Source organism: Tigheibacillus halophilus (assembly GCF_042683165.1).
Classification (GTDB): Bacteria; Bacillota; Bacilli; order Bacillales; family Amphibacillaceae; genus Tigheibacillus; species Tigheibacillus halophilus.
This window is the reverse complement of record NZ_JBHUIZ010000010.1, coordinates 1-25,907: the sequence shown is the minus strand read 5'-3', so window position 1 is coordinate 25,907 and position 25,907 is coordinate 1. Positions and strand designations below refer to the sequence as shown.

Genomic DNA, 25,907 nt, shown 5'->3' with positions numbered 1-25,907 from the left:
TTCTACCTCTTGATAAAACTGATAAAAAGCGTGAAGTCCTTGTAGATCATGAGTAAACTTAAAGCTTTGCTTATAAGTCTTTTTCCTTTGCAGGAATGCTTGGACCTGGCTTTCGCCTTTCGCGATATCCAGACCAATAACAGGATCCATATGACATACAACTCCTTTAATAGATTCGCCGGTACGCCCCTACATCTCTTGTAGTGTCATAGCTTCGCTTTTTATACGGGGTCTACGCCCCAACCAGCCTCAAACATGTTTCTACAAGGAGGGGGTGGACAGTATTACGGACGGGATCAAGTCCCACGGGCGCGAACGTCCTACCCCGGCTTCCCTAAGCATAAAACCTATAAAAAATAGGTCAACCAGAAATAACTGGTTAACCATATAATACGATCGGGTGCGATTGTCTTACAATATTGTGCCAGAATCGGACCATTATATAGCACAAGTAAGGAGGGTAAATCATTATGCATAAAAAACATCCGTGGCGTTTTGCTATCGGAGGTTGGGGAGCGTTTGTTGTGGCAACTATTTTGTTCTTAATATTTGATTATAATAAATATGCAGTACTTGGGCTTTTAACCGCAGCTATAATTTTAACGATTGGAAACGCTATTTATGTGTTTTACACAAAGTGGAAATCAAAGGAGGAGGAAAAATAAAGCCTTTTTTTCAGATATCAACAATAAAGTATTTTAAACAAACGGAGCGCAGTTGTTGAAGAAGCACTGTGCCTGAATTGGGCCATTATATAGATAACCTTAGTCGGTTAATTTGGAAATTTAAGATAAAATAATTAAAAGATTGTACTTAAATTAAAGTAGGTAGTTAAAGAGAATAAAAAATTTAGTCATTTTATTTGTTCATCAAGTAACTCGTGGAGTTTTTGAAATGAAGATAACATATTTGACAATTCTTCGAACGACAACTTTGAAGTATATTCATCAAGGATTTGCTGATTAAAAGTCTCTAGTTCTTTTTTGTAGATAAGTCCCTTTTTTCCTAATCCAATTGAAAATGCACGTTTATCATGTGCATCTTGTACTTTTGATATATACCCTTCTCTTTCAAGTTTTGATAGCTGTTGACTTACCGCACTTTTAGTTATTTCCATTTTTTCTGCTAGTTCGGTAGGAGAAGAGAACGGATGTCGAATAATCAATGTTAACAATACATATTGTTGGTTATTTAATTTAATATTCGTATAGGCTCTTTCTTTTTTTTCGAGAACAATCCATATATCTTCAATTGTTCGATTAATCTGCTCTGCTATGTTTTTATTCCTCACGATCTTATCATTCACCTTTCTTCCACCAATTTTTGGGATTTAAATAACGTTTATATTTTGATACTACTTCTTTACCAACGAGTAAAGCACCTATCCAAAATAAGATTTCCCCTATTATGAGGCTGCCTGTTACAATACTTGCCTTTACTGTAAGTGAAAATGGCGTGAATGGTGTGATGGCAACAGTCAACCAACATAAAACAGCAATAATTAAAAGTGCTATACCAAACCTATAGGATATCGATTTTTTTTCCTTTGTTTCTTTTGTTGTGATTGTTTCTTTATCCAAATTAAATAACCTCCATCATCATTTAATTTAGTTTACTTAACTAAATTATATAGGTTAGATGGAATTATGACAAGTATTTAAAGATGTTAAAAATAAATCTTGCTCAACAAAAGAGTGCAGTTGTTGAAGATCGTTGTGCCATAAAAGGGCCAGTTAATGGAATAACTACTTGTGAAACAAGGAATTTGGAGGGGACTTATGACGAAAATAATTTTGGAAACAAGTATAGCAAATGAAGTTCCAATTTTAAGTGTTTTCAAGAGGAAGTATATAATTGTCCGTAACCACGAGAGGCTAGGCGCTGGAGGCTGGACAGATAATCTGCAAATTTATACGGGTTCAGTTTAGGGAGAGAAAAACGTAAATAGGAACTAAATAAACACCAATAAACACTCCTGTTAACGATGAATTAACACCTTGAAAATCACAAACAAAAACGCTCAGTCTCAACCCGAGCGTTAGTTCCTTATTTAACTGTTGAGCTTTAACTAAAATGGTTCTTGCCAGAACAATTTTAAGTAACAATCAACTGATTGCGATACAGGGTGTACCCCATTTTTACGCAATAAAAGAGGCTGCAAATAGAGATATACATACTGCACCTAAACCCAACCCCTCCCAACCTCCAACAATAAAGCTAATGAAGAACAGGACAACACTAATAAAAACAAATGCTAAAGATAAAAATATTTTCTTTTCGATATTTTTATATATCAGTGAAATGAGGGCAATTACAATAATAAAAATTACTGTTAAAACAACCAGACTGAACATATAACTTTATTCCTTTAAATCGCCTGATTGATGAAGATGCATTAATTTATAAAAGCTTAATTTCATACTATCGGTTTATGATATAATAATCACAATAGGCTGGCTTCGCATGAGGGGTTAGGTAGCACTGTCGATCTGCCGTTAGTCTTTTTGGAGACTTCCTGGGAGGGAGGTGTTTGCCTATGGACATTGTTAGTGCGCTAACGCTAATGATATCTTTCGGGATGTTAGTAGCGTTCATCGTTTCTGATAAAAACCATAAAAAATAATCCCTCATGCACTTTTGCAGGTATGTGAGGGATTATTTATTTTGTCCGCTGCCTACCCCTCTTGACGGGGTTCGGTCTATTGCGGCCGCTCCATGTGACAGCATGGACGGTCTTTATTATTGTATGCATTTGTTGTGTTTCTATGTTAATTATACCACGAAACCAATATTTGTACACATCTATTGGTTCAATATAACTGCTACTTGCTAGACCAGAAACAAACGATGATTATTATTCTCAGCCAGTCATCTCCGGTTGACCTATTTTTGATGGATTTTATGCTTGAGGAATCCGGGGTGGACGCTCGCGCCCGCGGGACTTGCCATCCGTAATACTGTCCACCCCTTCCTTGTAGAAACATGTTTGATGCTGGTTGGGACATAGATCCCGTATAAAAAGCGAAGCTATGACACTACAAGTGATTAAGGGCGTACCGGCGAATCTATTAAAGGAGATGTATTTCTATGGCTCTTGTTATTGGTCTGGATAAGCATAGGAAGCCCCACCTGCAAGCATTCCGAAAGGATGCTAAGGTGGGGCCATTCACTGTAGCGAGCAGGAAACTGAAACACCTTGCTAAAGTTTGGAGAAGGATGCTTTTTACTTTTCAAATAGAAGGTAAACAGGTTATGATAAACAGTCGTCATCATAAAAGAATTTTTTTATTATAGATAAAAGGAGGCGGGTTTGAATGGCCACCCAAACTTATAACAGAAACACCATTGTTGCCTTGTTATTGGCTGGGGCATTTATTGCGATTTTAAATCAGACCACAATGATTACAGCTATCCCTCCGATTATGAAAGAAATGCGCATCAGTGCTAATACAGCTCAATGGTTAACAACCGTTTTTATGCTTGTCAATGGTGTGATGATTCCCGTTACAGCATTCTTAATTGAGCGTTTTTCAACACGTCAGCTGTTTATTTCTGCAATGAGTATTTTTGGTCTTGGAACGTTGATCGCTGGAGTCGCGCCGAATTTTAGTGTTCTTTTACTTGGACGGATTATACAGTCAGGCGGAGCGGGAATTATGATGCCGCTAATGCAAACAGTCTTTTTGTTCATTTATCCGATTCATAAACGTGGTGCAGCGATGGGGTTGGTTGGTCTGGTGATCCAATTTGCTCCGGCGATTGGGCCCGCCCTGTCCGGTTGGCTGATCAGCGCTTATTCCTGGCGTGTGATGTTCTTTGTCATTTTGCCTCTTACTCTATTGCTTATTGGCATAGCTACGCGTGCTATGAAGAATGTTACGGAGCTGACCCGCCCGAAAGTCGATATCCAATCTATCATTCTATCCTCATTTGGTTTTGGAGGATTGCTTTATGGCTTCACCTGTGCAGGGAATTTTGGCTGGGGCAATTTCACAACTATTCTCACCTTAACAATAGGTACGGTTACTTTGGTTCTGTTTATCATACGTCAATTGCGGCTTCCGCATCCAATGCTGGAATTCAGGGTATTTAAATATTTTATTTTTACATTGTCGACTATTATTGGGATGCTCGCATTCATGGGTCTCATTGGAATAGAAACCTTACTTCCGCTTTATATGCAAAATATGCGCAGCTTCTCTGCGATGGAATCAGGATTAGCCATTTTACCCGGGGCACTCGTGATGGGTTTGATGTCGCCGATTACTGGTCGTATTTTTGATAAAATTGGTGCCAAGTGGTTGGCGATTACGGGATTGATCATTATGACCCTCACGACATTGCCGTTTGCTATCCTAACGACTTCTACTTCATTTGCTTATCTTACCATTTATTATTCGATTCGAATGTTTGGATTGTCGATGGTGATGATGCCGGTGACAACGGCTGGATTGAATCAATTACCTAAACGGTTAATCGCGCATGGGACAGCAATGAATAACACCATGCGCCAGGTCTCTGCTTCGATTGGAACTGCGATTCTCGTGACGGTTATGACTACAACTGGGGAGAGCGCAAAGCAGGATCCAACAATCTCAAACCCGATGATCCACGGCGTCAATGTCGCCTTTGTAGTGATCACCGTGCTTTCCATTGCCGGGCTCATTATGGCATTTTTTATTAAGAAAACCTATCCTTCAGAGGAGCAGGTAAATCAGAGGACGTAATTTTTTCAAGCCCTCAAGCTCCCTGAGAGGAATGATCAAAAAACTGGAAGCCCCATCTTCAAGCATTCCAAAAGAATGGCAAGATGGGGTCATTCATTATTTGTTTAGATGCTGGATTATTTGATGAGACAGATAAGCTATTGCATACATTATCCTTGCGGAAATTCCCTACATAAAAAACACGCGAACTCCTTTGTATACTGATGCTAGAAAAAACAGTACAGATAGAGTTGCGTGCTGGTAAACGGTGTTGTGGATTGGGTTGAAAGATTTAAACAAAACCTGGTAGTAGTGAAGGGGAAATTCTGTCATTTGAAGTGATTTCCTCCTCTGCCCCAGTCTGTTTGTGTTATTCCTTAGAGCGTAATAAATAACAATCCGGACTGTTTGTCCTGCTATTTAAACGTTCACCGCAGATTTCCCTTATCTTTTAGGCAGACCCAATGCCCTGGCTATGCCATCAGCATGACCTTGAGCGATTTTTTGGATAAATGCTTTTGTTTTCAAATTACTTGCATCAGTGGGATTATCAATAAAACCATTTTCTGTTAACATTGCTGGCGCTTTAGATTCTCTAAGAACATGTAAATCTTCTTCTTTTAATCCACGGTCTCTAAAGCCTGTTTGGCTAACAATTTCAGAATGAATGCTTTTGCGGATTGCATTGGTTCTATCCTTGTCAGCATAATTCCCGTCAAACGTGTAGGATTCAAATCCTGTTGCCGCGCCTGAATTAATATGTATGGAGATAAAAAAGTTTGCACCCCAATTATTCGCCATATTCGTTCGGGCAGCTAAAGATGTAGTAACGTCTGATGTACGGGACAGCTTGATTGTATGGCCGCTGTATGAGTTGTTTAAAATATCTCTTGTCTTTAACGCGATGTCCAATGTTACATCCTTTTCTTTTAACCCATTTGCGGATGCCCCCGGATCAGAGCCGCCGTGTCCAGGATCGATGAAAATGCGAACAGCCGCCGCCTCGGCAGTGGTAGGAATAAGACAGCCTACAACCACACTAAGCAGCAAGATTGCATAGATACATAGTTTTTGGAATCTGCTTTGTTTGTTTCTAATAACTGTTTCTCTCCCTTCACTGGTCACTTATACCCTTTCGGTATGACTTTCTTTTTTATTTCCGTTTTTTCCCAAATCCAAAAACATACTTCTCTCATAAATGGGGGCTAACAATTGGAATAGTAATACATTGTCCAAATGGAACTAAATGCTATGTTGCCAAAAGAAAAAGCTTTCCCCGCAGGGAAAGCTTTGTTCGAAGCAGACTAGAATCTGCTCCAAAATGGTCTGCAATTGCCTCGTCTTTCAGGGTCTTGGCCGCAATTATAATTTTCTTCGACTGTTTCATTGACTTCTCTTTCACTGACTGGAAAAAAGTGTTCGTTTCTGACGACGGTTCTATTCACATTGATTACTTCGGTAGGGTGTACATGTTTTACCACGCGTTTTCTTGTATTTGTGTTCACAATGGTTCTTGTCGGATCAACGACGACTTCTTCTTTTCCTCGGCAGTTGCAATTGTTTCTGTTGGAATGATGGCAATTACAGTTGTGATTGTTGTTGGCAGAGGTGTTTTGCTGGGAGTGCTGATTGTTGGATTGTCTGTAAGAACCCATAGAAGGACACCTCCTTTACGTTTGTTAATACAATGTATGGAAAATCAATGAGATTGTAAAAGACAAGCAACTACATTTTAATAGATTTTCTGCAAAATGATTGACTCGGCTATACTGAAGGTGAACTGCAGGAGTATGCAGGAATCCTTGTGATTCCTGTATCTTCTGCATACATCAAAAGGTCCGGCCAAATCAATTATTGGCCGGACAACTATTAATTGTAGTGTTGCTGGAGATAGATTCATTTGGTAAATTGTTCTTCCTCCGTTGATCCCTTCAGCGCAGCAGTCGATGTGGTTCCGCCGGAAATGACCTGTGCCACTTCATCAAAATAGCCAGTGCCTACTTCGCGTTGATGTCTTGTTGCACTATAGCCATATTGCTCGCTGGAAAATTCCTCCTGCTGCAATGTTGAATAGGCCGCCATTCCATGGTTTTTATAATTTCTGGCCAAATCAAACATACTGTAATTAAGTGCATGAAAGCCAGCAAGTGTAACAAATTGGAAGGTATATCCCATTTTGCCAAGCTCCTGCTGAAAAGTGGCAATTTCCGTATCAGAGAGTTTCCGCTTCCAATTAAATGACGGAGAACAATTATAAGCTAAGCGTTTATTCGGATACTTTTCATGAATGGCATCTGCAAACTGCTGTGCCTCGTGTAAATCAGGTTCGGAAGTTTCACACCATATTAAGTCTGCATAAGGGGCATACGCAAGGCCACGGTTAATAGCCTGGTCTATTCCCGCTTTGGTTTTGTAGAAACCTTCCGCCGTCCGTTCACCCTTCATGAACGGTGCGTCATACGCGTCGATATCACTAGTGATCAAATTCGCGGCGTTGGCATCTGTCCGGGCGATGATGACAGTGGGTGTTCCCATGACATCAGCGGCGAATCTCGCGGCAATCAGATTTCGGATGGCAGTCTGCGTTGGCAGCAAGACTTTTCCCCCTAAATGACCACACTTTTTCTCAGAGGAGAGCTGATCTTCAAAATGTACGCCTGCTGCCCCGGCTTCAATCATCGCTTTCATTAATTCAAACACATTAAGCTGACCGCCAAATCCTGCTTCCGCATCAGCCACAATCGGAGCAAACCAGTCGATGTCTTCATTCCCCTCAGCATAATGAATCTGATCAGCACGCTGAAGCGCTTGATTGATACGTTTGACGACATTTGGCACGCTGTTGGCTGGATATAAGCTTTGATCCGGGTACATCTGGCCGGAAAGGTTTGCATCCGCGGCAACTTGCCAGCCGCTAAGATAGATTGCTTGCAGTCCGGCTTTCACCTGCTGGACTGCCTGGTTGCCTGTCAAAGCTCCAAGTGCATGAACATAATTTTCTCCATGAATCAATTTCCACAGCTTGGTTGCTCCTGTTTTTGCCAGTGTATATTCCATATCCATGGTTCCCCGGAGCCTGATGACATCTGCGGCGCTGTAAGGACGCTCGACTCCAACCCAGCGCATATTGTTTTCCCAATCCTTTTTTAGCTGTTCCACTCGTTTGTTTTTCATCATGCATTGCTCCCCTCATTTAATAGTTGGTAGGCCGGTATGGTAAGAAACTCGGTGAATGGATCATCTTGAATCAGCTTGTCGAATAATTTGGAGGCTTTCATTACCGCTGATTCGTATTGGCTATCACCTTGTGATATGATTTTCGCCAACTCCTCCATCTTGCACTGTGCTACGAGTTCAAAGGTTACATCTCTTCCATCGTCCAATATACCTTTTGGGTGGCGGATCCATTGCCAGATTTGCCCTCTGGAAATTTCCGCTGTTGCAGCATCTTCCATCAGATGATCGATTGGAACGGCCCCCCGTCCCAGCAGCCAGGCGGCAATATACTGTATCCCTACACGGATATTCGTACGAATTCCTTGCTCTGTGATTTTTCCTGCTGGTACTTGAAGCAAATCGTCCTGGGTGATGTGGATATCCTCTCTTTTTTGAAAAACTTGATTAGGTGTCGGCATCTGTTCATCAAAAATTTCTTTGACGAGATGAACCATGCCCGGATGGGCGACCCAAGTGCCATCATGGCCATTCCTGGCTTCCCGTTCTTTATCGGCCCTTACTTTATTGAAGGCAACCTCATTAGCTTCATTGTCGCCTTTTACAGGGATCTGGGCGGCCATGCCACCCATTGCGAAAGCTTTGCGTTTGTGACAGGTCTGGATGGCTAGGAGGGAGTAAGCTTCCATCATTGGCGTTTCCATTGTCACTTCATTTCTATCGGGCAAAATCACTTCCGGATGCTCGCGAAATTTCTTCAAATAGCTGAAAATGTAATCCCATCTGCCACAATTGAGGCCTGCTGCATGTTCGCGAAGTTCGTATAGTATTTCATCCATTTCAAATGCTGCCGGTACTGTTTCGATCAATACAGTCGCCTTGATGGTACCCTGTTTGATGCCGAGCTCTTCCTGGGCAAAAATAAAGATATCATTCCAAAGGCGGGCTTCCAGGTGGTTTTCGATTTTCGGCAAATAAAAATAAGGGCCTGAGTCATTGTGAATCAATTCTTTGGCATTATGGTAAAAATAAAGTCCAAAATCAACAAGACTTGCTGAGAGCGGCCGGTCATCTACGGTGATATGTTTTTCGTCCATATGCCAGCCGCGCGGCCTGACAATTAAGACGGCAGTTTCTTCGTTTAAAGCATAGTGTTTGCCGTTTGCAGCGGTGAAATCGATGTTGCGCCGAATGGCATCCTTTAAATTGATCTGTCCATAGATGATGTTTTCCCAGGAAGGGGAAGTAGCGTCTTCGAAGTCGGCCATGAATGCTTTGGCACCACAATTTAGTGCATTGATGATCATCTTGCGGTCGACGGGGCCAGTGATTTCGACCCGTCGGTCCTGCAAATCTTCCGGGATTACTGAGACAGTCCAATTTCCCTTGCGGATATGTGCTGTTTCTGATAAGAAATCCAGTTTTTTTCCTTTGTTTAGCTGTTTTTGGATTTCTCTCCTGATGCGAAGCAGGTTTCTACGCCTTTCGTCAAAGCGGTGATGCAGTTTTTCCAGGAAGCATAACGCATCTTCCGTCAGGATTTTTGCGAACTTGGGATTCATCATTTCTTCTTTAATTCGAATGTTTTTTTCTTGCATCAGCATCGTAAATAACGCCCTCCTTGTTATTGAACAGATATACTTATTAAATGTTGTTATATAACAATATAGACAAAAATTAATCACCCTTTTTTTTCGACAGACAGTGATCACATTCTAGTAAGTAATTTTTCACATTGATTGGTTTTCCGCATTCTTGACATTGTGCATAGCCGGATGGCTTTTTCATCGTTGTTTCCATCTGTTTCACCTCCATTTGTATAACAGTTTTATTTTATATTTAATTGTTATAGTACAGTATATGTGTGTACTTGGAAAAAAGCAATACTTTTTTGGCGTATTTTTTAAAAATTTAAAAACGAATAATAAAAAGCGGTGCACTGAGCACCGCTTGATCATGCAGCTGGCTATATGTGTAGCTATTTATTTTTCTTTTGGCTGATGTCATTGAAAATACCTACATAATAGGCGATAGAGCCAACACTGTTTTCAATCGGGCTGATGGTAAGCAGTTCCGGATAAATCTCACCGTTTTTGCGTTTATTCCAAATTTCACCCTGCCAGTAACCATTTTTTTTGATTTGTACCCACATTTCTTGATAGAATTCTTTGGATTGTTTGCCGGATTGCAGCATTTTTGGCGTGTTTCCGCTTACTTCTTCTTTTGTATAACCAGTAATATTTGAAAACGCCGGGTTCACATCGACGATTTCCAAGTTCTTGTTCGTTACCATGATCCCTTCCGCTGTATCTCTGATGATTTGTCTTTCCATCATCATACGATCCTGATAGTACATGAATATGACGATGACAAAACTGACCAAGGCGAATTCAGACATCAGCATGAACGCGATGGCATGATGACCAGTCAACTGGCTCACAGCGGTTAGCAGGAGCGGGGGGAAGAAGCCTCCAATTCCGCCCATTGCAGAAACAATCCCGTTGACAACGCCTGCCTGTTTGGAAAAATACAATGGAACAAGCTTGAAGATCGTACCATTGCCGATACCGACAGTGATGGCCACCGCGAGGGATCCTACCGTATACCAAATGATGTCCGGTGAAAAGGAAAGCAGAATACCGGAAAAGGTGACACCCAGAAAAACAGCCATCAAGATCAGGAAAGCGTTGAATTTATCCGCTAGCAGACCGCCGATCGGGCGCAGCATCGTTGCTATAACGATGAAGATACCTGTGCGTACTCCCGCGTCAACTGGTGTCAAATGAAAGTTTTCTACTAAAAAGCTGGGCAGGAACATGGTAAAAGCGACGAATGCACCGAATGTGATGAAATAAAAGAGACATAGGAACCAGAGTGTCGTATTGCGGTAAACCCCTTTTATCTGTTCTACCATGGATTTTTTCGCTTTTGGTTCTTGACGGTCCCCAAATAAAAAGACAATACCGGCGAAAATGAGCAGCAGTATCAGGTAGAGTCGTACAGTGCTGACCCAGCCAATCGCATTGGCAATAATCGGTGCGCCAAACGTCGTTAGAGCGGTACCAGCGTTGCCAACTCCGTAGATTCCATTGATAAAACCGTGTCTTTCTTTAGGGTAATATTTGGGGAGTGAGGTGACACCAATAGAAAAAGTCGCCCCGCCGACACCAAGAATCAGTCCGCCAATGACCAGGTCTGTGAAGGAATCGGCTATACTGATATAAAAAACTGGAAACAATAAAATAATGAAACTAATCAAAAACAAGTTCCTAGACCCAATCCGGTCTGTATAAAACCCGATTGGAATACGCAGCAAGGAACCGAGGATAACTGGAATTGCAGTGATAATCGACGCCTGGCCGGAAGTCAACGTGATATCTTTGCTGATAAATGGCATCAAAGATGAAATCAACACCCAAATCATAAAACCAACAACCAAGCTGGAAGTTTGCAGTGTCAATTGTACCCCTGGCTTTTTCATAGCATTAACTCTCCCATCCTTGTTTTTAAAGAATTTTTAGACATGCCTACTTGTTTATTTATTACCTTCTACAAAAAATTAAAACAGCATATGCGGGTTAGTGAAGAATTTCACATAGTTGTTTACGACATAACACGTACTAAACCGCTGCATTCCATAAAAATATGAAGGAACGTAATTTCAAGGTCATTATAACACAAGCACAGGATGCTAAAACGCACAAGAATGTGAAGTTTGTGAACGATACGTGAAACATTTTACTGGTCATTTCATCGGGAGCAGACGAGTGATCCAGTGCGAATATCAGGTATGACTGGGCAGCGAGAGTTTTTCATAAAGCACTGATTATCCTCGTATCATCACCCGCGGCAAGTGCGGATGCTTTTGCCGGGGGTGTGAGTCAATAACTGCGTATTATCCTGTCTGTCTTCTGCCGCTGCCCACTCGTTTGATAAAGTGTAGGATAAGTCCGACGTAACCTGCCAGCCAGGCGATGGCTGCAATAAAAATCATCACTTTCGGAATAGCCATCAAAAACTCTACCTTGAGCGCTTTGGCAAATTGTAATGTGCTTGTAGTATACATGGCAAGCGGGAACGCCATCCCCCAAAATTGCGGATCATAAGATAATGGATAATGATGAATGACATGTCGCCAAATAGCCAGAATGAACAACAATGGTATCCACCAAGTCCCAGTAATCCAGAAAAACAGGGTGAATCCTTTCAGGAAAGGAGTGATTTCTGTCAGCAGCTGTGTCCGATCTGCATGCAGGATCAAGGTTGAACCAGCCAACGTAGTGATCGCGACAGCCCCCATATTGATCCAATACGGTGGGGTCAAAGCCTCGAATTTGAATTCAACAAATGTAAATCGGTAGAAGATCAAAGTGATGATGTTCAAATACAGCATACATCCAAGAAAATACATGGCTAATGTGAAAAATAACATGATTCGCAGCTGTTCTTCGGTCGCTGCGTATGGTGCCAAAAGGGTTCCTAATATGGAAACAGATTGGGTGCCGACAGAGGCGATCAGCCATGCACCGTTGATACCTTCAGCAATAGTTGGTTTATTTTTACGGACAGTGACTGCCGTAAAAAAAGTATACATGATGATGAACCATAAGATGATTGCGAGGAACCAGAGAAACCATGAAAACATATGATAGTGGGCTACAATAATCAATTGGCTCCCAAAAACCGAAGTGCCGGCAACCAACGTGAAAAAGCCCGGGCCACTCGAATGACTTGTGATATCTTTGACCACCTTGCGAAAAAAGTAGCGAAGGCGAATGAGGGTTAGCAGCCATAGCCCGGCATAATTGATCATGTTAATGAATACCAGGGCTTTGGCAGCCAATTGCATACCAAGTAAATAAGATGCAATTGACAATGCACCGGTGGCCATGACAAGAGCGAAATATCCGGTAAATAAATGTTCTGCTCTTTGTTTTAAAAATGCAATCACGAAACCCACCTCTAAATTGTTATTTGCTGTATTTGAAACACTGCTTTTTTAGCATACCATATCTTAAGGAATCTAAGCGCCTTGCCTGCATACAGGATTACGTGAAAAAAAGCAGCCATCTTTGCAATCCTTTGCTGATGGTCTGCTTTGAAAAGGCTGAAGCTCATTCGCCCCAATTTCGGGGGCTCCATAAGGTTCCGTCAATTTCCCCTTCCATGAGATCGATCCTTTTTGTTTGTTCCTGCATGACACCGATGACTGCGGAAAGCAGGGCCTGCATATGAAAATCACGATGATGGTCTATCATCTTTTCCAGGTTATCTATCACGAGATCATTACTGTCCATATTCAACCTTCTTTCATCACGGGATGTGCGTCAGGCTACCTCATCTGCTCTAGAATCAGTCTTAGTTCTTCTATGGTACTGCGATTGGATTTTATTTGGGCAATCGCATTAGAAAGTGTGGCGTGTTCCGCGTCCGCGAGATTTTGCTTATCCATGTTTTCTAACTGGGAAAGAAGCCATTTTTCTCTTGCTTGCAGACTATCATCTTTCTCTCTGGTGAGTGCTTGCTGATAATCCATATATAATTGTATTTTTTGTTCATGGGTCAAGTATGCGAATTGGAAAATAAGCAACGGTTTCAGATAGATCATTTCTGTTTTGAAAGCAAGTGCCTGGTATGGTTTTGTCAATTCGCTGATACTGTACAGTTCTCTCCCGCCGGCCTGGTATTCGCTCTCTTTTACGCCAATAGCAAGGACGAGGCAGAATTCTTTGCCTGCTAGCATCGATCCTTGTTGACCATAGGCAAATCCTTCAGTCAGCACGACATCCTGCCAATGCTTTAACAAGGCTGGTGAACTATACCAGTAAAAAGGAAACTGGAATATGATCCGATCATGCGCTAACAATAGTTCCTGTTCCCGGAAAACATCAATATTACCATCTGGATAGTTTATTTCGAGGTGATGGACGGTAATATTTTCATTTTTAGGTATCGCAGCAAGGAGAAACTGCTGGCTGCTGGATTCATCCAGGTCAGGATGAGAAATAATCACCAATGTTTTCATTCTGTTTCACCACCTTATGGTATTAACAACTGTCCTTTAGCTACGTTCATACTATCATATTGTAGCTTGCTGAAGCATCTCTTGCAAAATCGGCGACATGCTTTTCATGGTGTATAAATGAACGCTGAGTATTCTTTGACAGATAATTGTTTTATTCGTACACTTCAGGTATCGTTTTTTGTGAAAGCTATTTAAAATTGATTATATATGGTGGGGAGATGAGCGTATTGAAAGAAATTGATTTGGTCGTTTTTGATATGGATGGCTTGCTGTTTGAAACAGAAAAGTCTTATTACGAAGCATTACGTGCTGCGATGGAAAGTTTCGGTTTTGATTTTGCTTTTGAAACATATCAGCAGATGATCGGTATCAGCGATAAAGAAACGGATGAAGCCCTCCAAAAAATCTGCGGACCTGGTTTTTCCACTGTTCCCTTATGGGAAGAAAATAACAGGCAATTTGACTTGCTGCTGGAAAAAAAGGGGCTGGGCATCAAACCGGGTGCAGAAAGACTGTTGGATGTCCTTGATCAGCTTGGTATAGCGAAATGTATCGCTTCATCCAATAATAAGGCAGCCATTGAAAGGTATTTGCACGTGTCCGGAATGGGCGATCGGTTTGAGTTCTATGTCAGTGCAGATGATGTCGCACGTGCAAAGCCGGATCCAGACATATTCCTTACTGCATGTCGCAAAGCGGGAGCTGCTGCTGAGAAAACCCTTGTGCTGGAGGACTCGCTGAATGGACTGCGTGCCGCAAAGGCTGCCGGCATAAATTGTATTGTTGTGCCGGATTTGCTCGCACCTGACGAAGAGATGAGACGAAATGCTTATGATATTGTCGACAGCCTTGATGAAGTCATCCCTTTCATTGAAAGAGCAAGAGAACCTCGCGGTTGAGCATATCAGCATCAATAACAGTTGTATGGCCATGTCTCCTCTTTCCAACCAGCTATGCCAATGGAATGAAAGAAAATGGTAGGATATTGTTAGAAAATGCGCTAAAATTGATAATAGTTAGCATGGTTTGCTGAATAAGGGGAAGAGGATGTATCCAATGAACTATGATGTCAATATATTTAAATTGTTATTCCGCATGGAAGACAGCATATTCCGGATAAACGAAACGGAGAAAATCCAGAACCTTTGGAAATCAAGTTTATACATATTATTGGCTGCAATTGCTGTCTATGTTTGGATGGCTTATCTTGGCATCGGTTCTGGGCTGGTATCTGAAGGCGCAATCAGGCTGGCACCGGCACAGTATACGGTACATAAATTCTGGTTCGTTATCGGGCGGCTTCTATATGCGATTTTGTTCTGGGGTTTTACTTTATTTGTGCCCGCAGTGCTATTCAATATGGTGACTGAAATCCCATTTCAAAAGCTGGTCATCATCCAGCAGCTTGTTTTTGCGATGCTGATTGTGGAACGGTTGATCTGGATCCCCTTGGCAATTTATGCCGGTCTGGATTGGTATAGTTCCCCTATGTCCTTTGGCATCATTGCAGCATATTTGACAAGCAGATCATGGATCATCTATTTCTTCGGGGCTATTTCTATTTTCCAAATCTGGATCATTTTTTTGCAGGTGCGATACATTCACGGTTTGTGTCAGATGCCAAAACGCGGTATCTGGGCTAGTGTCATCTTCCTGCATGTATTTGAATGGGGTTTTGCCGCGTTGTTTTCCTCTATGGACAGCTACATGATTGGCGGGTGGTTCGGATGAGAAGGAAGTATGGCTGGATTACTGCTGGCATCATGCTTTTTATAATCTTCAATGTTTTGCTGGTCAGGATAGACAAGGATGACAAGGTGGATAGAATTGCATATATCACGGACTGGACGACACTGCAAAAAAGGGATATGCATGAGTCCTATCAATCGAACGGCGTTGTTCGTTATGCGGATGAATCGAACGTTTACTTTGACAAAAGTCTTGGCAACTTTAATGAATTTTTAGTGAAGAAAGGAGAGACAGTTCATTCTGGCGATCCACTGTTTTCCTATGATGTAAATGATTATGACCAAGCTAAAACAAAACTTGAACAGAAGGCTGATTTGTTGGGTCAGGAGATTCAAGCGATTGAATCGGCTATTGGAAAGGTGCAATCTTCCACAGCCTCAGGAGGAATGAGCAGTTCTGACAGACATAGCAGCGACCGGAACGCTGGTTCATCGGATGATAATCTGAGCCGTGATGCCGTGGCTGGTGCTGAAGATTCTAGTGCAGAGATGAACAGAAGGGTGTCACAGTTGCAGAACGAATTCCAGGAGCTGCAAAGCCAGGTTGAAAATACTGATTCTGAACAGGCAAAAGTTTTAACAGAACAATACATTGCTGAAAAAGAAAAAGAGCGTGACCAAAAAGAAGCGGAGCAGCAAAGTATTCAGTCCCAAATTTCAACGCTTTCCTCTGAGGGGAGCACGATTACTGTAGAAAGTCCGTACAGCGGGAAAATTACGAGTCTATCCAAGGAACTCAAGGCACCGCTTTTAACGATACAAGACCCGGAAAAGTTGGAAATTGCCGGTGAGATAACAGAAAAGGAACGTATTCATACCGATGAAGGTATGCAGGCAGCTGTTGCTATGCAGGAAAGCGGAGCGACATTCAAGGGAGAGATCAGCGAGCTGAGCGATGATCCGACGGATATGAAAGTGAACGGACGCAGCTTGTACCCTTTTTCAGTTACTGTGAAGGCAGATAAGCAGGCAAAGAAACTGCTTCCAGGGTATCATGCGAATATGAAGATTTTCACTAAAATTGTCCCCGATGCGCTGATTGCAAAAGAAGAAGCGATATTCGGCCAGGAGATCTGGGTGATGAACTATAAGGGGAAGCTTATACCACAAATAGCCAAAACCGGCATCTCTGAAAACGGCCGTTCAGAACTCAACAATGAACTGGAACCGGGCGAGTGGCTGGCGGTTGCTCCGGAAAGCAGCCAGCGGCGGCAAGCTACTTTTATCACGCCATTAAAAATAACGAATCTTGGCTGGCTTGACTTGCAAACAGATAAAAAATCCAATTTAAAATATCTGGTAACTGGCCTGCTTTCCAGATAAACAGGCCGAACATCAATACAATTCCAAATTGTTTGGGTACGAAGTGCTTTTGGGTATGGATAAGCGTAGGGTATTGACACATGCTATTGAAAAGATGGAAAACTGGAGTGAAGAAAATGCCTTATCGCGAGGAAATGCCTGTGGAAAAAGGGATGGACCATACCCTGTCATTTTTGACGGAAGGGTATATGTATATCTCCAACCGCATGAAAAAGTATGACCGTGAAATATTTCAGACCCGTTTGCTGGGCGGAAAAAAAATAATATGCTTAGCTGGTAAAGATGCTGCGAAAGTCTTTTACGACAATGAGAAGTTCAAGCGGCAAGGCGCAGCCCCGGAGCGTGTGCTGAAAACCTTGTTCGGGCAACAGGGAGTACAGACGTTGGACGGTACAAAGCACCGCCGCCGTAAACAACTGTTCATGTCCCTGATGACTGGCGAGCGCTTGCGAGAGGCTTCCGGCATTTTCAAACGGGAATGGCTTGAAGCGCTGAATCAATGGGAAACGGCGGATGAAATTGTACTGTATGATGAAGTGAGAAAGATATTGACAAAGACTGCCTGCAAATGGGCCGGCGTGCCATTGCCCGAACACAAGATGCAGGAAAGGGTTGTGCAGCTCAGTGCCATGTTTGAAGGAGGCGGTGCGATCGGCGGCCGCTACATTCGCGGAAAACATGCAAGGAAACAGGCAGAACAATGGATTTCGGATATGATTAATCGGGTGCGATCCGGCGATTTAAAAGCGTCAGATAATAGTGCACTTTACCGGTTCGCTATGTTTCAGGATGAGAAGGGCGAGTTTCTTCGTGCGGAAATCGCTGCAGTAGAATTGATCAATGTTTTACGTCCGATAGTAGCCATTTCTGTTTATATCGTTTTTTGTGCCTTGGCATTGTATGCTTTTCCTGCCGAAAAGAAAAAACTGGAATCTGGAGAGGCAGAGGCGTTGGAACTGTTCACTCAGGAGGTACGCCGATTCTATCCATTTTTCCCCACGGCGGTTGCCAAAGTGAAAAAGGACTTCTTGTGGAAGGGTTTCGATTTTAAGGAAGGGACGATGGTCCTGCTCGATTTATATGGCACGAATCATGATGCCTCTTTGTGGGAAAAACCTGATTCCTTTTGGCCGGAGCGGTTTCGAAATCGAAAAGAAGATGCCTATGATTTTATTCCCCAGGGCGGGGGAGACTACCATCAAGATCACCGCTGTCCAGGTGAATGGCTGACAATAGATTTGATGAAAACGACGCTGGATCTGCTCGCTAATCATATGACTTACACGGTTCCCAAGCAGAATTTGAAGTACAGTATGATCAGGATGCCAAGCCTGCCGAAAAGCAGATTTATTATAGCGGAAGTCAGCAAAGTATAAAAAAATTAAAAAGACAAGTGCAGAAATAAACGATTACGCGAAATGACACCATGAATGAGCATTCATGGTGTCATTTTGATAACGGGCTTTAATACCTGGATAGAGCCCAGAACAAACAAACCATCATCCCAGGTCGTTGCGTTCCAGCAGGGATTTTCGCTTATAGATTTTGTGAAACAAATGACAGAAAGGCGTGATTTGGTGCATCCAGACCTGAAAAGAAGCCTGCCTCTGCTCCGGATGGCTTCTAATATTTCTAAGATAGACAAAGGATTTTCTCGTGATCAGAAATACATGATTGATGGTACTTATTTGTTACGTGTTTTTGAAAGCGAAAATACGCTGGACAGACAGAAGGAATTTGAAACTATCCGTATGCTGGCAGCATATTCTGATTTTATTCCGAAAGCAGTTTCTTTTCATATCTTCGATGAAATTGGACTTTCTTGTATGGTGCTGACATATCTGCCAGGTGAAGATGGTGAAGTAGCGTTACCTGTCCTTGCAGGAACGAAACAGTATGATGCTGGTTTCCAAGCGGGGGAAGAGCTTAAAAAGCTGCATCAGCTTCAAGCACCTGCAAACCTTCCAGCTTGGGAAGTGCAGAAGAAACAAAAGAGTGATACGTATCTGAACGCTTTGGAGGAATTAGAAGATATCGATACGGAGATGAAAACGACACTTTGCACATATATCCGAAATCATGAATATCTGCTCCGTGCCAGACCACAAACCATACAGCATGATGATTTCCATCCGGCTAACCTTTTGATTCATAAAGAGCGTTTTGCAGGTATCATTGATTTTCAGCGGATGGACTGGGGAGATCCGGTTCACGATCTGCATAAGCTCGGCTTCTTCTTCAGCCGCATCAGTGTACCATTTACGCGGGGGGTAGTGGATGGTTACCATGCACAAACGGGGGTGCCAGAAACTTTCTGGGAACGATATACATTGTACAGCGCAATGCATGTCGTTTCAGCGCTGGTATGGGGTGAAAGAATCGGTTCATTTCCAAAGATGCTGGCATTCTCAAAGGATGTTCTGCGTGACCATGACAATTTCCATCGCTTCATTCCGAAATGGTATGTATAGGAATAGTAGAGAAGCGAGTTATACACTTTGATTGCAGCAGCGGGGATCTTCCACGCTGCTGCAACATAGATTATTTGAAGAAAAAACCGGCCAGTCAGGGAATGTCCAAAAAGGGTACAAGCAAGTCTGACTGTATGATTCACAGATTCGCCGCCTGGTGTTCGGTCTTTTCTTCCTTCTGCCGTTGTCTGTGATACAGGACATTGACTAGCGCTCCGATTAGGAGAATGAACGCAGTCAGAAAAAACCAGATCATCAAAATGATGACTCCGCCAAGACTGCCATAGGTAACGGAATAACTGCCAAAGTTACCTACGTAAATGGAGAATCCGGCAGAAATGACCAGCCATAAAATCCCCGCTGCTACTGCTCCTGGCAAAATATGCTTGAATGGCAATCTTTTATTGGGAGCAATGCGATACAGCAGCATCAGCACCAGTGTCAATATGACAAAACTTATTACCCAGCGCAAAATGTTGTATACGATGCTCAATGATGAATCGAGCCCTATTTCGGATTGAATGAAATGAAGCAGAACCTGTCCGAAAATAGGCAGTATAATGGCTACGACGAGAGCGGCGATCATCAACAGTGTCATACCCAGTGCAATAAGTCTGACGAGGAGGAAGTTTCTTGATTCTTCCACGTCATACGCTTTGTTGACGGATTTGATAAATGAGTTGATGCCATTGGAAGCGGACCATAGCGCACCAATGATACCGACAGTCAATAATCCGCCTTGCCGGTCTTGGACAAGGCTGACAATGTTTTCCTTGAATATTTCTCCCATCTCACTTGGCAGAATTTTGCTGATGAATGAGATGGCATCATCCGGTTTGATATGAAAATACGGGATAAGTGCAAAACAGACAATCAGCAAAGGTACGATCGATAATAAATAATGATAAGCCTGTGCAGACGCCAGCAGGGAGATGTCATTTTTCTTGAATTCTTCCATAAATGATTTCCCATAGTGTTTCAATTTCGCCATGGAATTACGCTCCTTCAACAATCATGTTGTTTATCCTATACCCACATTAACATACTGATAATCTATTTAAATATGGTGCATGCTGTAAAAAAGGTATATTTTTTAACCTTGTCCAATAACATAATAGAAAGCATATATAAGGGGCGCTGTAAGATGGGAAATAAGAAAAAATGGCTATGGTGGCTGCTCGGCATGGGATTGTTGATATTCTTGGTAATGTATCCCTTGCAGAGAACGACACCTACTTTTGAATCATGGTCACTGCCGCTGACTGGCAAGACAATTGTCATTGATCCGGGGCATGGAGGACCTGACGGCGGGGCCGAGGGCAAGGATGAAACAATGGAAAAGGAAATCTCTTTGAAGGTGAGTAAGCGCCTGCAGCACTATTTGCAGCAATCCGGAGCAATTGTATATTTGACGCGAGAAACTGATAAGGACCTGGCAAGTAGTACGACCAAAGGATTATCGAAGCGAAAATCGGAGGATATCCGTAATCGTTTAAAATTCATTTCGGAGAAAAATGCCGATCTTTTCCTTTCTGTGCATTTGAACGCAATTCCTTCAGAACGCTGGCATGGGGCCCAGACATTTTACTATCCAAGCTTTGATGAAAACGAACACCTGGCCAAAATGGTGCAATCTGAAATTATCCGGAATATGGAAAATACGAACCGTACGGCATTGGAAATTAATGGCGTTTATTTGCTGAAGCATGCAAAGGTTCCTGGTGCATTGGTGGAAGTCGGTTTTCTTTCCAATGTAAAGGAACGTGAACTGCTAAAAACGACAGATTATCAGCGAAAAATGGCCGCCAGCATATATGAAGGTATTTTGCGATATGCTACCGAGAAACCGGAGAAAAATGAAAAAGAATAAGGCTTCAGCTGTCACCTATCCTTGATTCATATCACTTAGAAATTACCTAAAGTATGTTATACTAGCCTTGGTAACCAAATTAGACTGCTTATGATGATGAGCGGGATTATCCAAGGCTTATAAGGAAGGTGACTTTAAGTGTTGACGAAAGAAGACATTATCAAACTGCTCAACCCGGTCAAAGATCCATTTTTACATAAAACGTTGGAAGAGACTGGTGGGATCAAAGATATCTCCATCAAGGAAGAAAAGCACCATGTCAGTGTAAAACTGGCTATCGGCAAAACCAATACTGCAGAACAAATGCAGCTGCAGCAGCAAGTGGTTGGTATTCTGAAAAAAAACGGTGCTTCGACTGTTGGGTTGCGTTTTGAACAATTGCCTGAAGAAGTGATCCGTAAATACCAGCCGGCAGCTGAAAAGGAAAAAGAGGCGTCGCTGCTTGGTGGAAATACCGATACGAAATTCCTCGCGATCGCCAGCGGCAAAGGCGGAGTTGGAAAATCCACGGTTACGGTGAATTTGGCTATGGCGCTTAAACGTCTTGGCAAAAAAGTCGGTATCATAGACGCTGATATTTATGGCTTCAGTATTCCTGATATGATGGGAATTGATCACCGGCCACAAGTGCGCGGACAAAAAATCATTCCAGTGGAACGATTTGGTGTCAAAGTCATTTCCATGGGGTTCTTTGTAGAGGATAATTCACCTATTATTTGGCGCGGCCCAATGCTTGGCAAAATGCTGACAAGCTTTTTTAAAGAAGTGGAGTGGGGCGACCTCGACTATTTATTGCTTGACCTGCCTCCAGGCACTGGAGATATTGCAATGGACGTTCACGAAATGTTGCCTTCATGTAAGGAAGTCATTGTAACAACTCCTCACCCATCGGCTGCTTTTGTTGCGGCGCGTGCCGGGCAAATGGCCATGAAAACAGAGCACGAAATCCTTGGCGTAGTAGAAAATATGGCGTATTTTGAGAGCAAAAAAACTGGCGAGAAGGAATATGTATTTGGCAGAGGCGGCGGTCAGAAGCTGGCGGAAGTGCTGAAGACAAAGGTACTCGGTCAGCTGCCATTGGAACAGCCTTATGAAGAAGAGGACGAGTTCGCGCCATCTGTGTACCAAGAAGATCATCCGAATGGCAAAGAGTATCACCGTATCGCCGCGAAAATCATCGCTGCAATGGAAGAAGCGTAATAAGAAGCCTTTCCCGATGACGGGAGAGGCTTTTGTTGCAATAAGGAAAGCATGAAAAATTTCTTGCATAAGCCTGCTGGCTTGGAGAATGCTGAATGTCATATAATATGATGTTCCCTCAGCTGCCAGCCTGATTCTGTTCTTGCTTGTCGCCCTTATCCTGTTTGTGGCTATCCTGTTGTTTTTCTGCAGCTTCAAGTAAATTTTTTTGGATTTTCTCCTGGAACAAAGGAGATTCCAAAGTTTCTTGAACAGTTTCCTTCAAGTGGCTTCGAAATTTTTGGCTTTTCATTACTTGCAGCATTTCTTTATTCATTTCTGGGTTTTGCAACAGTTCAAGCATTCGTTTTTGGAAATCGGGATCCTTCATTAAATCTTTCATCATTTGTTTCATCGGTTTATCCATGGATTTAGCATAGTTGGCGACAAATTGCGGGTCTTCAAACAATTGTTCCCACACTTTTTTACTTTGTTCAGAGGACATCGCATTGTTGATAGCGTTTTTGACTGTATCTGAATCCATGACAAGATGTTTTTTCATTTTTTCATCTGCTACCAGCTCTGTAACAGCTTTTTTTCCTTCATCTGTTTGTAATATATCGACGACCATTTTTTTAGTCGTATCATAGTCGGCTTCTTTCGCGGCTGAATTTGTACCGCTGCAGGCAGAGAGTGTTCCAGCGAAAATAAGCGCAAGCCCACATGTCCATACCTTTTTCAGCATAAGGAAATTCCTCCTTTCCTCTACTGTTAATATGGAGAGAAAAGCTTATTTATATGCACATTTAGAGGGAAAAAACATGCTTTTCATGTTAAAATACGGAGGAGTGCAATAATAATGTAACGCTATACATAGCAGGAGGATATACTATTGGGCAGCAAACAAGTTGTAGAAATGTTTCTAAAGACACTCGGACTCGGTGGTATCGCCGGTTTGGTGACAAGTTTTTTTGTGGAAGCGGATCAATTCAAACACGTTCTTAGTCCCTTCGATGGTGTAGAATTGCTGGGATTGATCATATTTTTCATTGGTCTGGGACTGGTTTTCAGTGCGGTCAGCCAAACTGGTTTTTTTGCTTATTTGTTTATCCATCGTTTTGGGGCAGGTCTGTTCAGGTCGTTCTGGCCGACCGTCCAGCTGTTATTGGTCGCCTTTGTCCTTTTTGATCTGGTCTATTTTCCATATATCTCCAGTGAAAATAGCCCATTATGGGTCCATATGTCAATTGCAGCTTTTATGCTGGTATATGGCATATTGATCGCAAACATTAAAGCGAAGGAAACTGCAAAACAGGCTTTTGTTCCAGCTTTATTTTTAATGGTAGTCATGACTGTGCTTGAATGGGTTCCAGGGTTAAGGACCTCAGGTGCTGGCAGCAACGACTATAAATGGCTTATGATCGTTCCGCTGCTTGCCTGTAACACCTATCAATTGCTGGTTTTGCACCGTTTGAATAAAAAAGGCCAATTGGAGGCTGAGGCAAAACGACAGTCCAAACCGTCCAATAATAAATCAGCTGAATTAAAAAAAACCTGATGCAAAAAATGGTGTGCCCCAAAAGACAACGTGCAGAAATGACTTTTGGGGTCGCCTTCAAAGCATCAGTTTTTTTTTGGATATACGTTGGGATTGCTTATTCCACCAGTTTAGTTTTTGCATGAGCTTGTGTCATCAATTCCGAGATATGGACGAATTGAAATCCTTTGTTTTTCAGTCCAGGGAGAATCGTTTGCAGTGCTCCGGCAGTTTGTTTTGCGGAATCGGATGCATGGAACAATAATATATCCCCGTTGGATGTATTTTTCATCGTAAAATCGATGATTTCTTGTGATCCGGGATTTTTCCAATCATTCGGATTAATATTCCACTGAATGACAGAGAAACCTAATTTTTGTGCCAGCTTCACAATGTCTTCATTGAAATGGCCATTTGGCGTTCGCAGCAGCGTAACATCTTTAAGCCCCATTTTTTCAAATGCTTCTTTTGCCCGCAACAGATCCCGCTGTACTTGGTCGATATCTTGTTCTAAATAACTTTTATACCTGTAGCCGAGCATTCCGATCTCATGCTTCCCTTTTATAATCTTTTCCACTATTTCCGGATGACGTTCAGCCCATTCACCGCTTAAAAAAAATGTTGCCTTCACCTGATTTTTTTCCAGCTGTTCCAAAATATCATATACTTTTTCCTCTCCCCAGCTGATGTTGAAAGTGAGAGAAATGTTTGGCTTCTTTTTGTCTCCTTTGGCAAGTACGGATGGGTCTTGCTTGGAAAAAACGGATAGAACATCACTTTTACCAAACCATAATAGCAGTGCAACCATCAGGGCCATAGATAGTATTGTTAGAAAACGTATTTTTCTGCTGAAACGAAATACATAAAAACCCGGTCCCATTTCATTCACTCCTTCATTGCGTACACAGCTTGTTTCCCTATATGTATATGTATGAGCTTGGCCGGAAATTATGAACTGGTAAATCTTTTACATAAACTGGAAGATATTTGGAAATAGTAATCATACCGCAAAAGAAACGAAAGAAGTTTTACATAAGCGGAGCTGTTGGGTTGGCTGTGAAAGAAAAAAATAAATGATTGAAAATGAAGTTTGGCGGGTATGTAGGTGATGACATATAAGCACCTCTGTCGGGATAGCTATAGAGGTGATGGGGAAAAGATGTCTCTCTTCAGCGGGAGTGCAACAATCTCACAACAAACTTGTCGAACCATTTTTATGTAAGAGATGTCTCAGAATGGCAGGGTGATAAAAAATGTTGGGTTTGCTGATTAATGAAATGGAAAAGAAAGAACTTGCTTATATGGTAAAGCGGGAATTAGAAGAACTTTTGCTTGATTTGGAGGACAGCCGTATTGATGAAATGGTAAAAAGTGCAATGCGTGACAGGTACCAGGTTTTGTTCAAACTCCTGCTTCGGGTCGCTACCCAGGTGGAATGTATGGAATATATGCCAAGAAAAAAATTGGATGGGCAGCTTTAAACAACATGGTTGAAATGGCAGTCGGGAAACTCAAAACCTGGCTGCCGGGCGCATTCGGAAATACTATTTGATGGGTACTGAAAGACCAGATAAAAAAACGACATGTATTGGAAAAATTTTTCGTTTTTGCTATTGCACGGTGTCGAAATCTGTGATATATTATTGTTTGTCGTCAGATGAGCGGCATGTGATTTTAAAAACAAATAAACTTTTAAAAAAAACTTGTTGACATTGATTAGACGCTGTAGTAAAATAAATCTTGTCGCCAAAAACGGCGAATGTAAAGAAATTGATCTTTGAAAACTGAACAAAACGACCAGTATGTCAAGCAAGTTCGATGCAAGTCATCGAATGGAAGATGAAAAAACAACCCTGTTTTTTCAATAAAGCAAG

At 42.2% G+C, this 25,907-nt stretch carries 27 protein-coding genes and 1 pseudogene; 12 read left to right on the top strand and 16 right to left on the bottom strand.

Annotated elements, in window-relative coordinates:
• Nucleotides 1-150, bottom strand: a pseudogene (locus ACFSMW_RS11145) (IS110 family transposase); the annotation flags it as partial.
• Nucleotides 151-470: 320 nt separating this feature from the next.
• On the opposite strand from ACFSMW_RS11145, the gene ACFSMW_RS11140 reads away from it, so the two are divergent.
• Nucleotides 471-665 carry a hypothetical protein gene (locus tag ACFSMW_RS11140; protein ID WP_390355685.1) on the top strand — a complete coding sequence of 65 codons (195 nt, stop codon included), beginning with the start codon at nt 471-473 and terminating at the stop codon, nt 663-665.
• A gap of 188 nt (nt 666-853) precedes the next feature.
• Here ACFSMW_RS11140 and ACFSMW_RS11135 read toward each other — a convergent pair whose 3' ends face one another.
• Nucleotides 854-1,306, bottom strand: coding sequence for a MarR family winged helix-turn-helix transcriptional regulator (locus ACFSMW_RS11135; RefSeq protein ID WP_390355683.1), 453 nt, complete (start codon nt 1,304-1,306; stop codon nt 854-856).
• Nucleotides 1,299-1,580, bottom strand: a complete 282-nt coding sequence (locus ACFSMW_RS11130) for a transporter suffix domain-containing protein (protein WP_390355682.1) — start codon at nt 1,578-1,580, stop codon at nt 1,299-1,301. The genes ACFSMW_RS11135 and ACFSMW_RS11130 overlap by 8 nt, the downstream gene beginning before the upstream one ends.
• 198 nt (nt 1,581-1,778) lie before the next feature.
• Here ACFSMW_RS11130 and ACFSMW_RS11125 point away from each other — a divergent pair, with 198 nt between their 5' ends.
• Nucleotides 1,779-1,928, top strand: a complete 150-nt coding sequence (locus ACFSMW_RS11125; RefSeq protein WP_390355680.1) for a hypothetical protein — start codon at nt 1,779-1,781, stop codon at nt 1,926-1,928.
• A gap of 210 nt (nt 1,929-2,138) precedes the next feature.
• Here ACFSMW_RS11125 and ACFSMW_RS11120 read toward each other — a convergent pair whose 3' ends face one another.
• A complete protein-coding gene (locus ACFSMW_RS11120) occupies nt 2,139-2,354 on the bottom strand; it encodes a YesK family protein (RefSeq protein ID WP_390355678.1) in 216 nt (71 codons plus the stop codon).
• 960 nt (nt 2,355-3,314) lie between these two features.
• On the opposite strand from ACFSMW_RS11120, the gene ACFSMW_RS11115 reads away from it, so the two are divergent.
• Nucleotides 3,315-4,727 (top strand): MDR family MFS transporter, encoded by a 1,413-nt coding sequence (locus ACFSMW_RS11115; RefSeq protein WP_390355676.1) that lies wholly within the window; start codon nt 3,315-3,317, stop codon nt 4,725-4,727.
• A gap of 423 nt (nt 4,728-5,150) precedes the next feature.
• On the opposite strand, the gene ACFSMW_RS11110 is transcribed toward ACFSMW_RS11115, so the two are convergent.
• The 9 genes from ACFSMW_RS11110 to ACFSMW_RS11070 form a co-directional block, all read right to left on the bottom strand.
• Nucleotides 5,151-5,831 carry an N-acetylmuramoyl-L-alanine amidase family protein gene (locus tag ACFSMW_RS11110; protein WP_390355674.1) on the bottom strand — a complete coding sequence of 227 codons (681 nt, stop codon included), beginning with the start codon at nt 5,829-5,831 and terminating at the stop codon, nt 5,151-5,153.
• 179 nt (nt 5,832-6,010) lie between these two features.
• Nucleotides 6,011-6,361, bottom strand: coding sequence for a CotD family spore coat protein (locus ACFSMW_RS11105; protein WP_390355672.1), 351 nt, complete (start codon nt 6,359-6,361; stop codon nt 6,011-6,013).
• Between the two features lie 241 nt (nt 6,362-6,602).
• A complete protein-coding gene (gene aceA, locus ACFSMW_RS11100; protein ID WP_390355697.1) occupies nt 6,603-7,880 on the bottom strand; it encodes an isocitrate lyase in 1,278 nt (425 codons plus the stop codon).
• Entirely contained in the window at nt 7,880-9,484 is a 1,605-nt protein-coding gene (gene aceB / locus ACFSMW_RS11095) for a malate synthase A (protein ID WP_390355671.1), read from the bottom strand. Before aceB ends, aceA begins: the two co-directional genes overlap by 1 nt.
• A gap of 73 nt (nt 9,485-9,557) precedes the next feature.
• Nucleotides 9,558-9,680, bottom strand: coding sequence for a hypothetical protein (locus tag ACFSMW_RS11090; protein ID WP_390355669.1), 123 nt, complete (start codon nt 9,678-9,680; stop codon nt 9,558-9,560).
• Between the two features lie 178 nt (nt 9,681-9,858).
• The gene (locus ACFSMW_RS11085; protein WP_390355668.1) at nt 9,859-11,361 is read right to left on the bottom strand and encodes a nitrate/nitrite transporter; all 1,503 of its coding nucleotides are present in this window, start codon (nt 11,359-11,361) and stop codon (nt 9,859-9,861) included.
• A 414-nt stretch (nt 11,362-11,775) separates the two neighbouring features.
• A complete protein-coding gene (locus ACFSMW_RS11080) occupies nt 11,776-12,831 on the bottom strand; it encodes a tellurite resistance/C4-dicarboxylate transporter family protein (RefSeq protein ID WP_390355666.1) in 1,056 nt (351 codons plus the stop codon).
• Between the two features lie 163 nt (nt 12,832-12,994).
• Nucleotides 12,995-13,177, bottom strand: a complete 183-nt coding sequence (locus ACFSMW_RS11075; RefSeq protein ID WP_390355665.1) for a hypothetical protein — start codon at nt 13,175-13,177, stop codon at nt 12,995-12,997.
• A gap of 35 nt (nt 13,178-13,212) precedes the next feature.
• Nucleotides 13,213-13,905 (bottom strand): NAD(P)H-dependent oxidoreductase, encoded by a 693-nt coding sequence (locus ACFSMW_RS11070; protein WP_390355663.1) that lies wholly within the window; start codon nt 13,903-13,905, stop codon nt 13,213-13,215.
• Nucleotides 13,906-14,132: 227 nt separating this feature from the next.
• Here ACFSMW_RS11070 and ACFSMW_RS11065 point away from each other — a divergent pair, with 227 nt between their 5' ends.
• From ACFSMW_RS11065 to ACFSMW_RS11045, 5 genes are all read left to right on the top strand, one after another.
• Nucleotides 14,133-14,804 (top strand): HAD family hydrolase, encoded by a 672-nt coding sequence (locus tag ACFSMW_RS11065; RefSeq protein WP_390355661.1) that lies wholly within the window; start codon nt 14,133-14,135, stop codon nt 14,802-14,804.
• Between the two features lie 157 nt (nt 14,805-14,961).
• The gene (locus ACFSMW_RS11060; RefSeq protein ID WP_390355659.1) at nt 14,962-15,636 is read left to right on the top strand and encodes a hypothetical protein; all 675 of its coding nucleotides are present in this window, start codon (nt 14,962-14,964) and stop codon (nt 15,634-15,636) included.
• Nucleotides 15,633-16,976, top strand: a complete 1,344-nt coding sequence (locus ACFSMW_RS11055) for an efflux RND transporter periplasmic adaptor subunit (RefSeq protein WP_390355658.1) — start codon at nt 15,633-15,635, stop codon at nt 16,974-16,976. The genes ACFSMW_RS11060 and ACFSMW_RS11055 overlap by 4 nt, the downstream gene beginning before the upstream one ends.
• A 116-nt stretch (nt 16,977-17,092) precedes the next feature.
• On the top strand, nt 17,093-18,352 hold the full coding sequence (locus ACFSMW_RS11050) for a cytochrome P450 (RefSeq protein WP_390355656.1): 1,260 nt from the start codon (nt 17,093-17,095) through the stop codon (nt 18,350-18,352).
• A 54-nt stretch (nt 18,353-18,406) separates the two neighbouring features.
• On the top strand, nt 18,407-19,447 hold the full coding sequence (locus ACFSMW_RS11045) for a phosphotransferase family protein (RefSeq protein ID WP_390355655.1): 1,041 nt from the start codon (nt 18,407-18,409) through the stop codon (nt 19,445-19,447).
• A 139-nt stretch (nt 19,448-19,586) separates the two neighbouring features.
• Here the strand turns inward: ACFSMW_RS11045 and ACFSMW_RS11040 are convergent, their stop codons facing one another.
• Complete coding sequence (locus ACFSMW_RS11040) at nt 19,587-20,438, bottom strand: YihY/virulence factor BrkB family protein (RefSeq protein ID WP_390355653.1); 852 nt, start codon at nt 20,436-20,438, stop codon at nt 19,587-19,589.
• Between the two features lie 153 nt (nt 20,439-20,591).
• Here ACFSMW_RS11040 and cwlD point away from each other — a divergent pair, with 153 nt between their 5' ends.
• Both cwlD and ACFSMW_RS11030 read left to right on the top strand, forming a co-directional pair.
• Entirely contained in the window at nt 20,592-21,317 is a 726-nt protein-coding gene (gene cwlD / locus ACFSMW_RS11035) for an N-acetylmuramoyl-L-alanine amidase CwlD (protein ID WP_390355651.1), read from the top strand.
• A 138-nt stretch (nt 21,318-21,455) separates the two neighbouring features.
• A complete protein-coding gene (locus ACFSMW_RS11030; RefSeq protein ID WP_390355649.1) occupies nt 21,456-22,517 on the top strand; it encodes an Mrp/NBP35 family ATP-binding protein in 1,062 nt (353 codons plus the stop codon).
• A 118-nt stretch (nt 22,518-22,635) separates the two neighbouring features.
• On the opposite strand, the gene gerD is transcribed toward ACFSMW_RS11030, so the two are convergent.
• On the bottom strand, nt 22,636-23,241 hold the full coding sequence (gene gerD / locus ACFSMW_RS11025; RefSeq protein WP_390355647.1) for a spore germination lipoprotein GerD: 606 nt from the start codon (nt 23,239-23,241) through the stop codon (nt 22,636-22,638).
• Nucleotides 23,242-23,388: 147 nt separating this feature from the next.
• Here gerD and ACFSMW_RS11020 point away from each other — a divergent pair, with 147 nt between their 5' ends.
• A complete protein-coding gene (locus tag ACFSMW_RS11020) occupies nt 23,389-24,054 on the top strand; it encodes a KinB-signaling pathway activation protein (RefSeq protein ID WP_390355645.1) in 666 nt (221 codons plus the stop codon).
• Nucleotides 24,055-24,151: 97 nt separating this feature from the next.
• On the opposite strand, the gene pdaB is transcribed toward ACFSMW_RS11020, so the two are convergent.
• Complete coding sequence (gene pdaB / locus ACFSMW_RS11015; RefSeq protein WP_390355643.1) at nt 24,152-24,913, bottom strand: polysaccharide deacetylase family sporulation protein PdaB; 762 nt, start codon at nt 24,911-24,913, stop codon at nt 24,152-24,154.
• A 373-nt stretch (nt 24,914-25,286) separates the two neighbouring features.
• Between pdaB and ACFSMW_RS11010 the strand changes: the two genes are divergently transcribed.
• Nucleotides 25,287-25,514, top strand: a complete 228-nt coding sequence (locus ACFSMW_RS11010; protein WP_390355641.1) for a hypothetical protein — start codon at nt 25,287-25,289, stop codon at nt 25,512-25,514.
• Nucleotides 25,515-25,907: the final 393 nt, after the last annotated feature.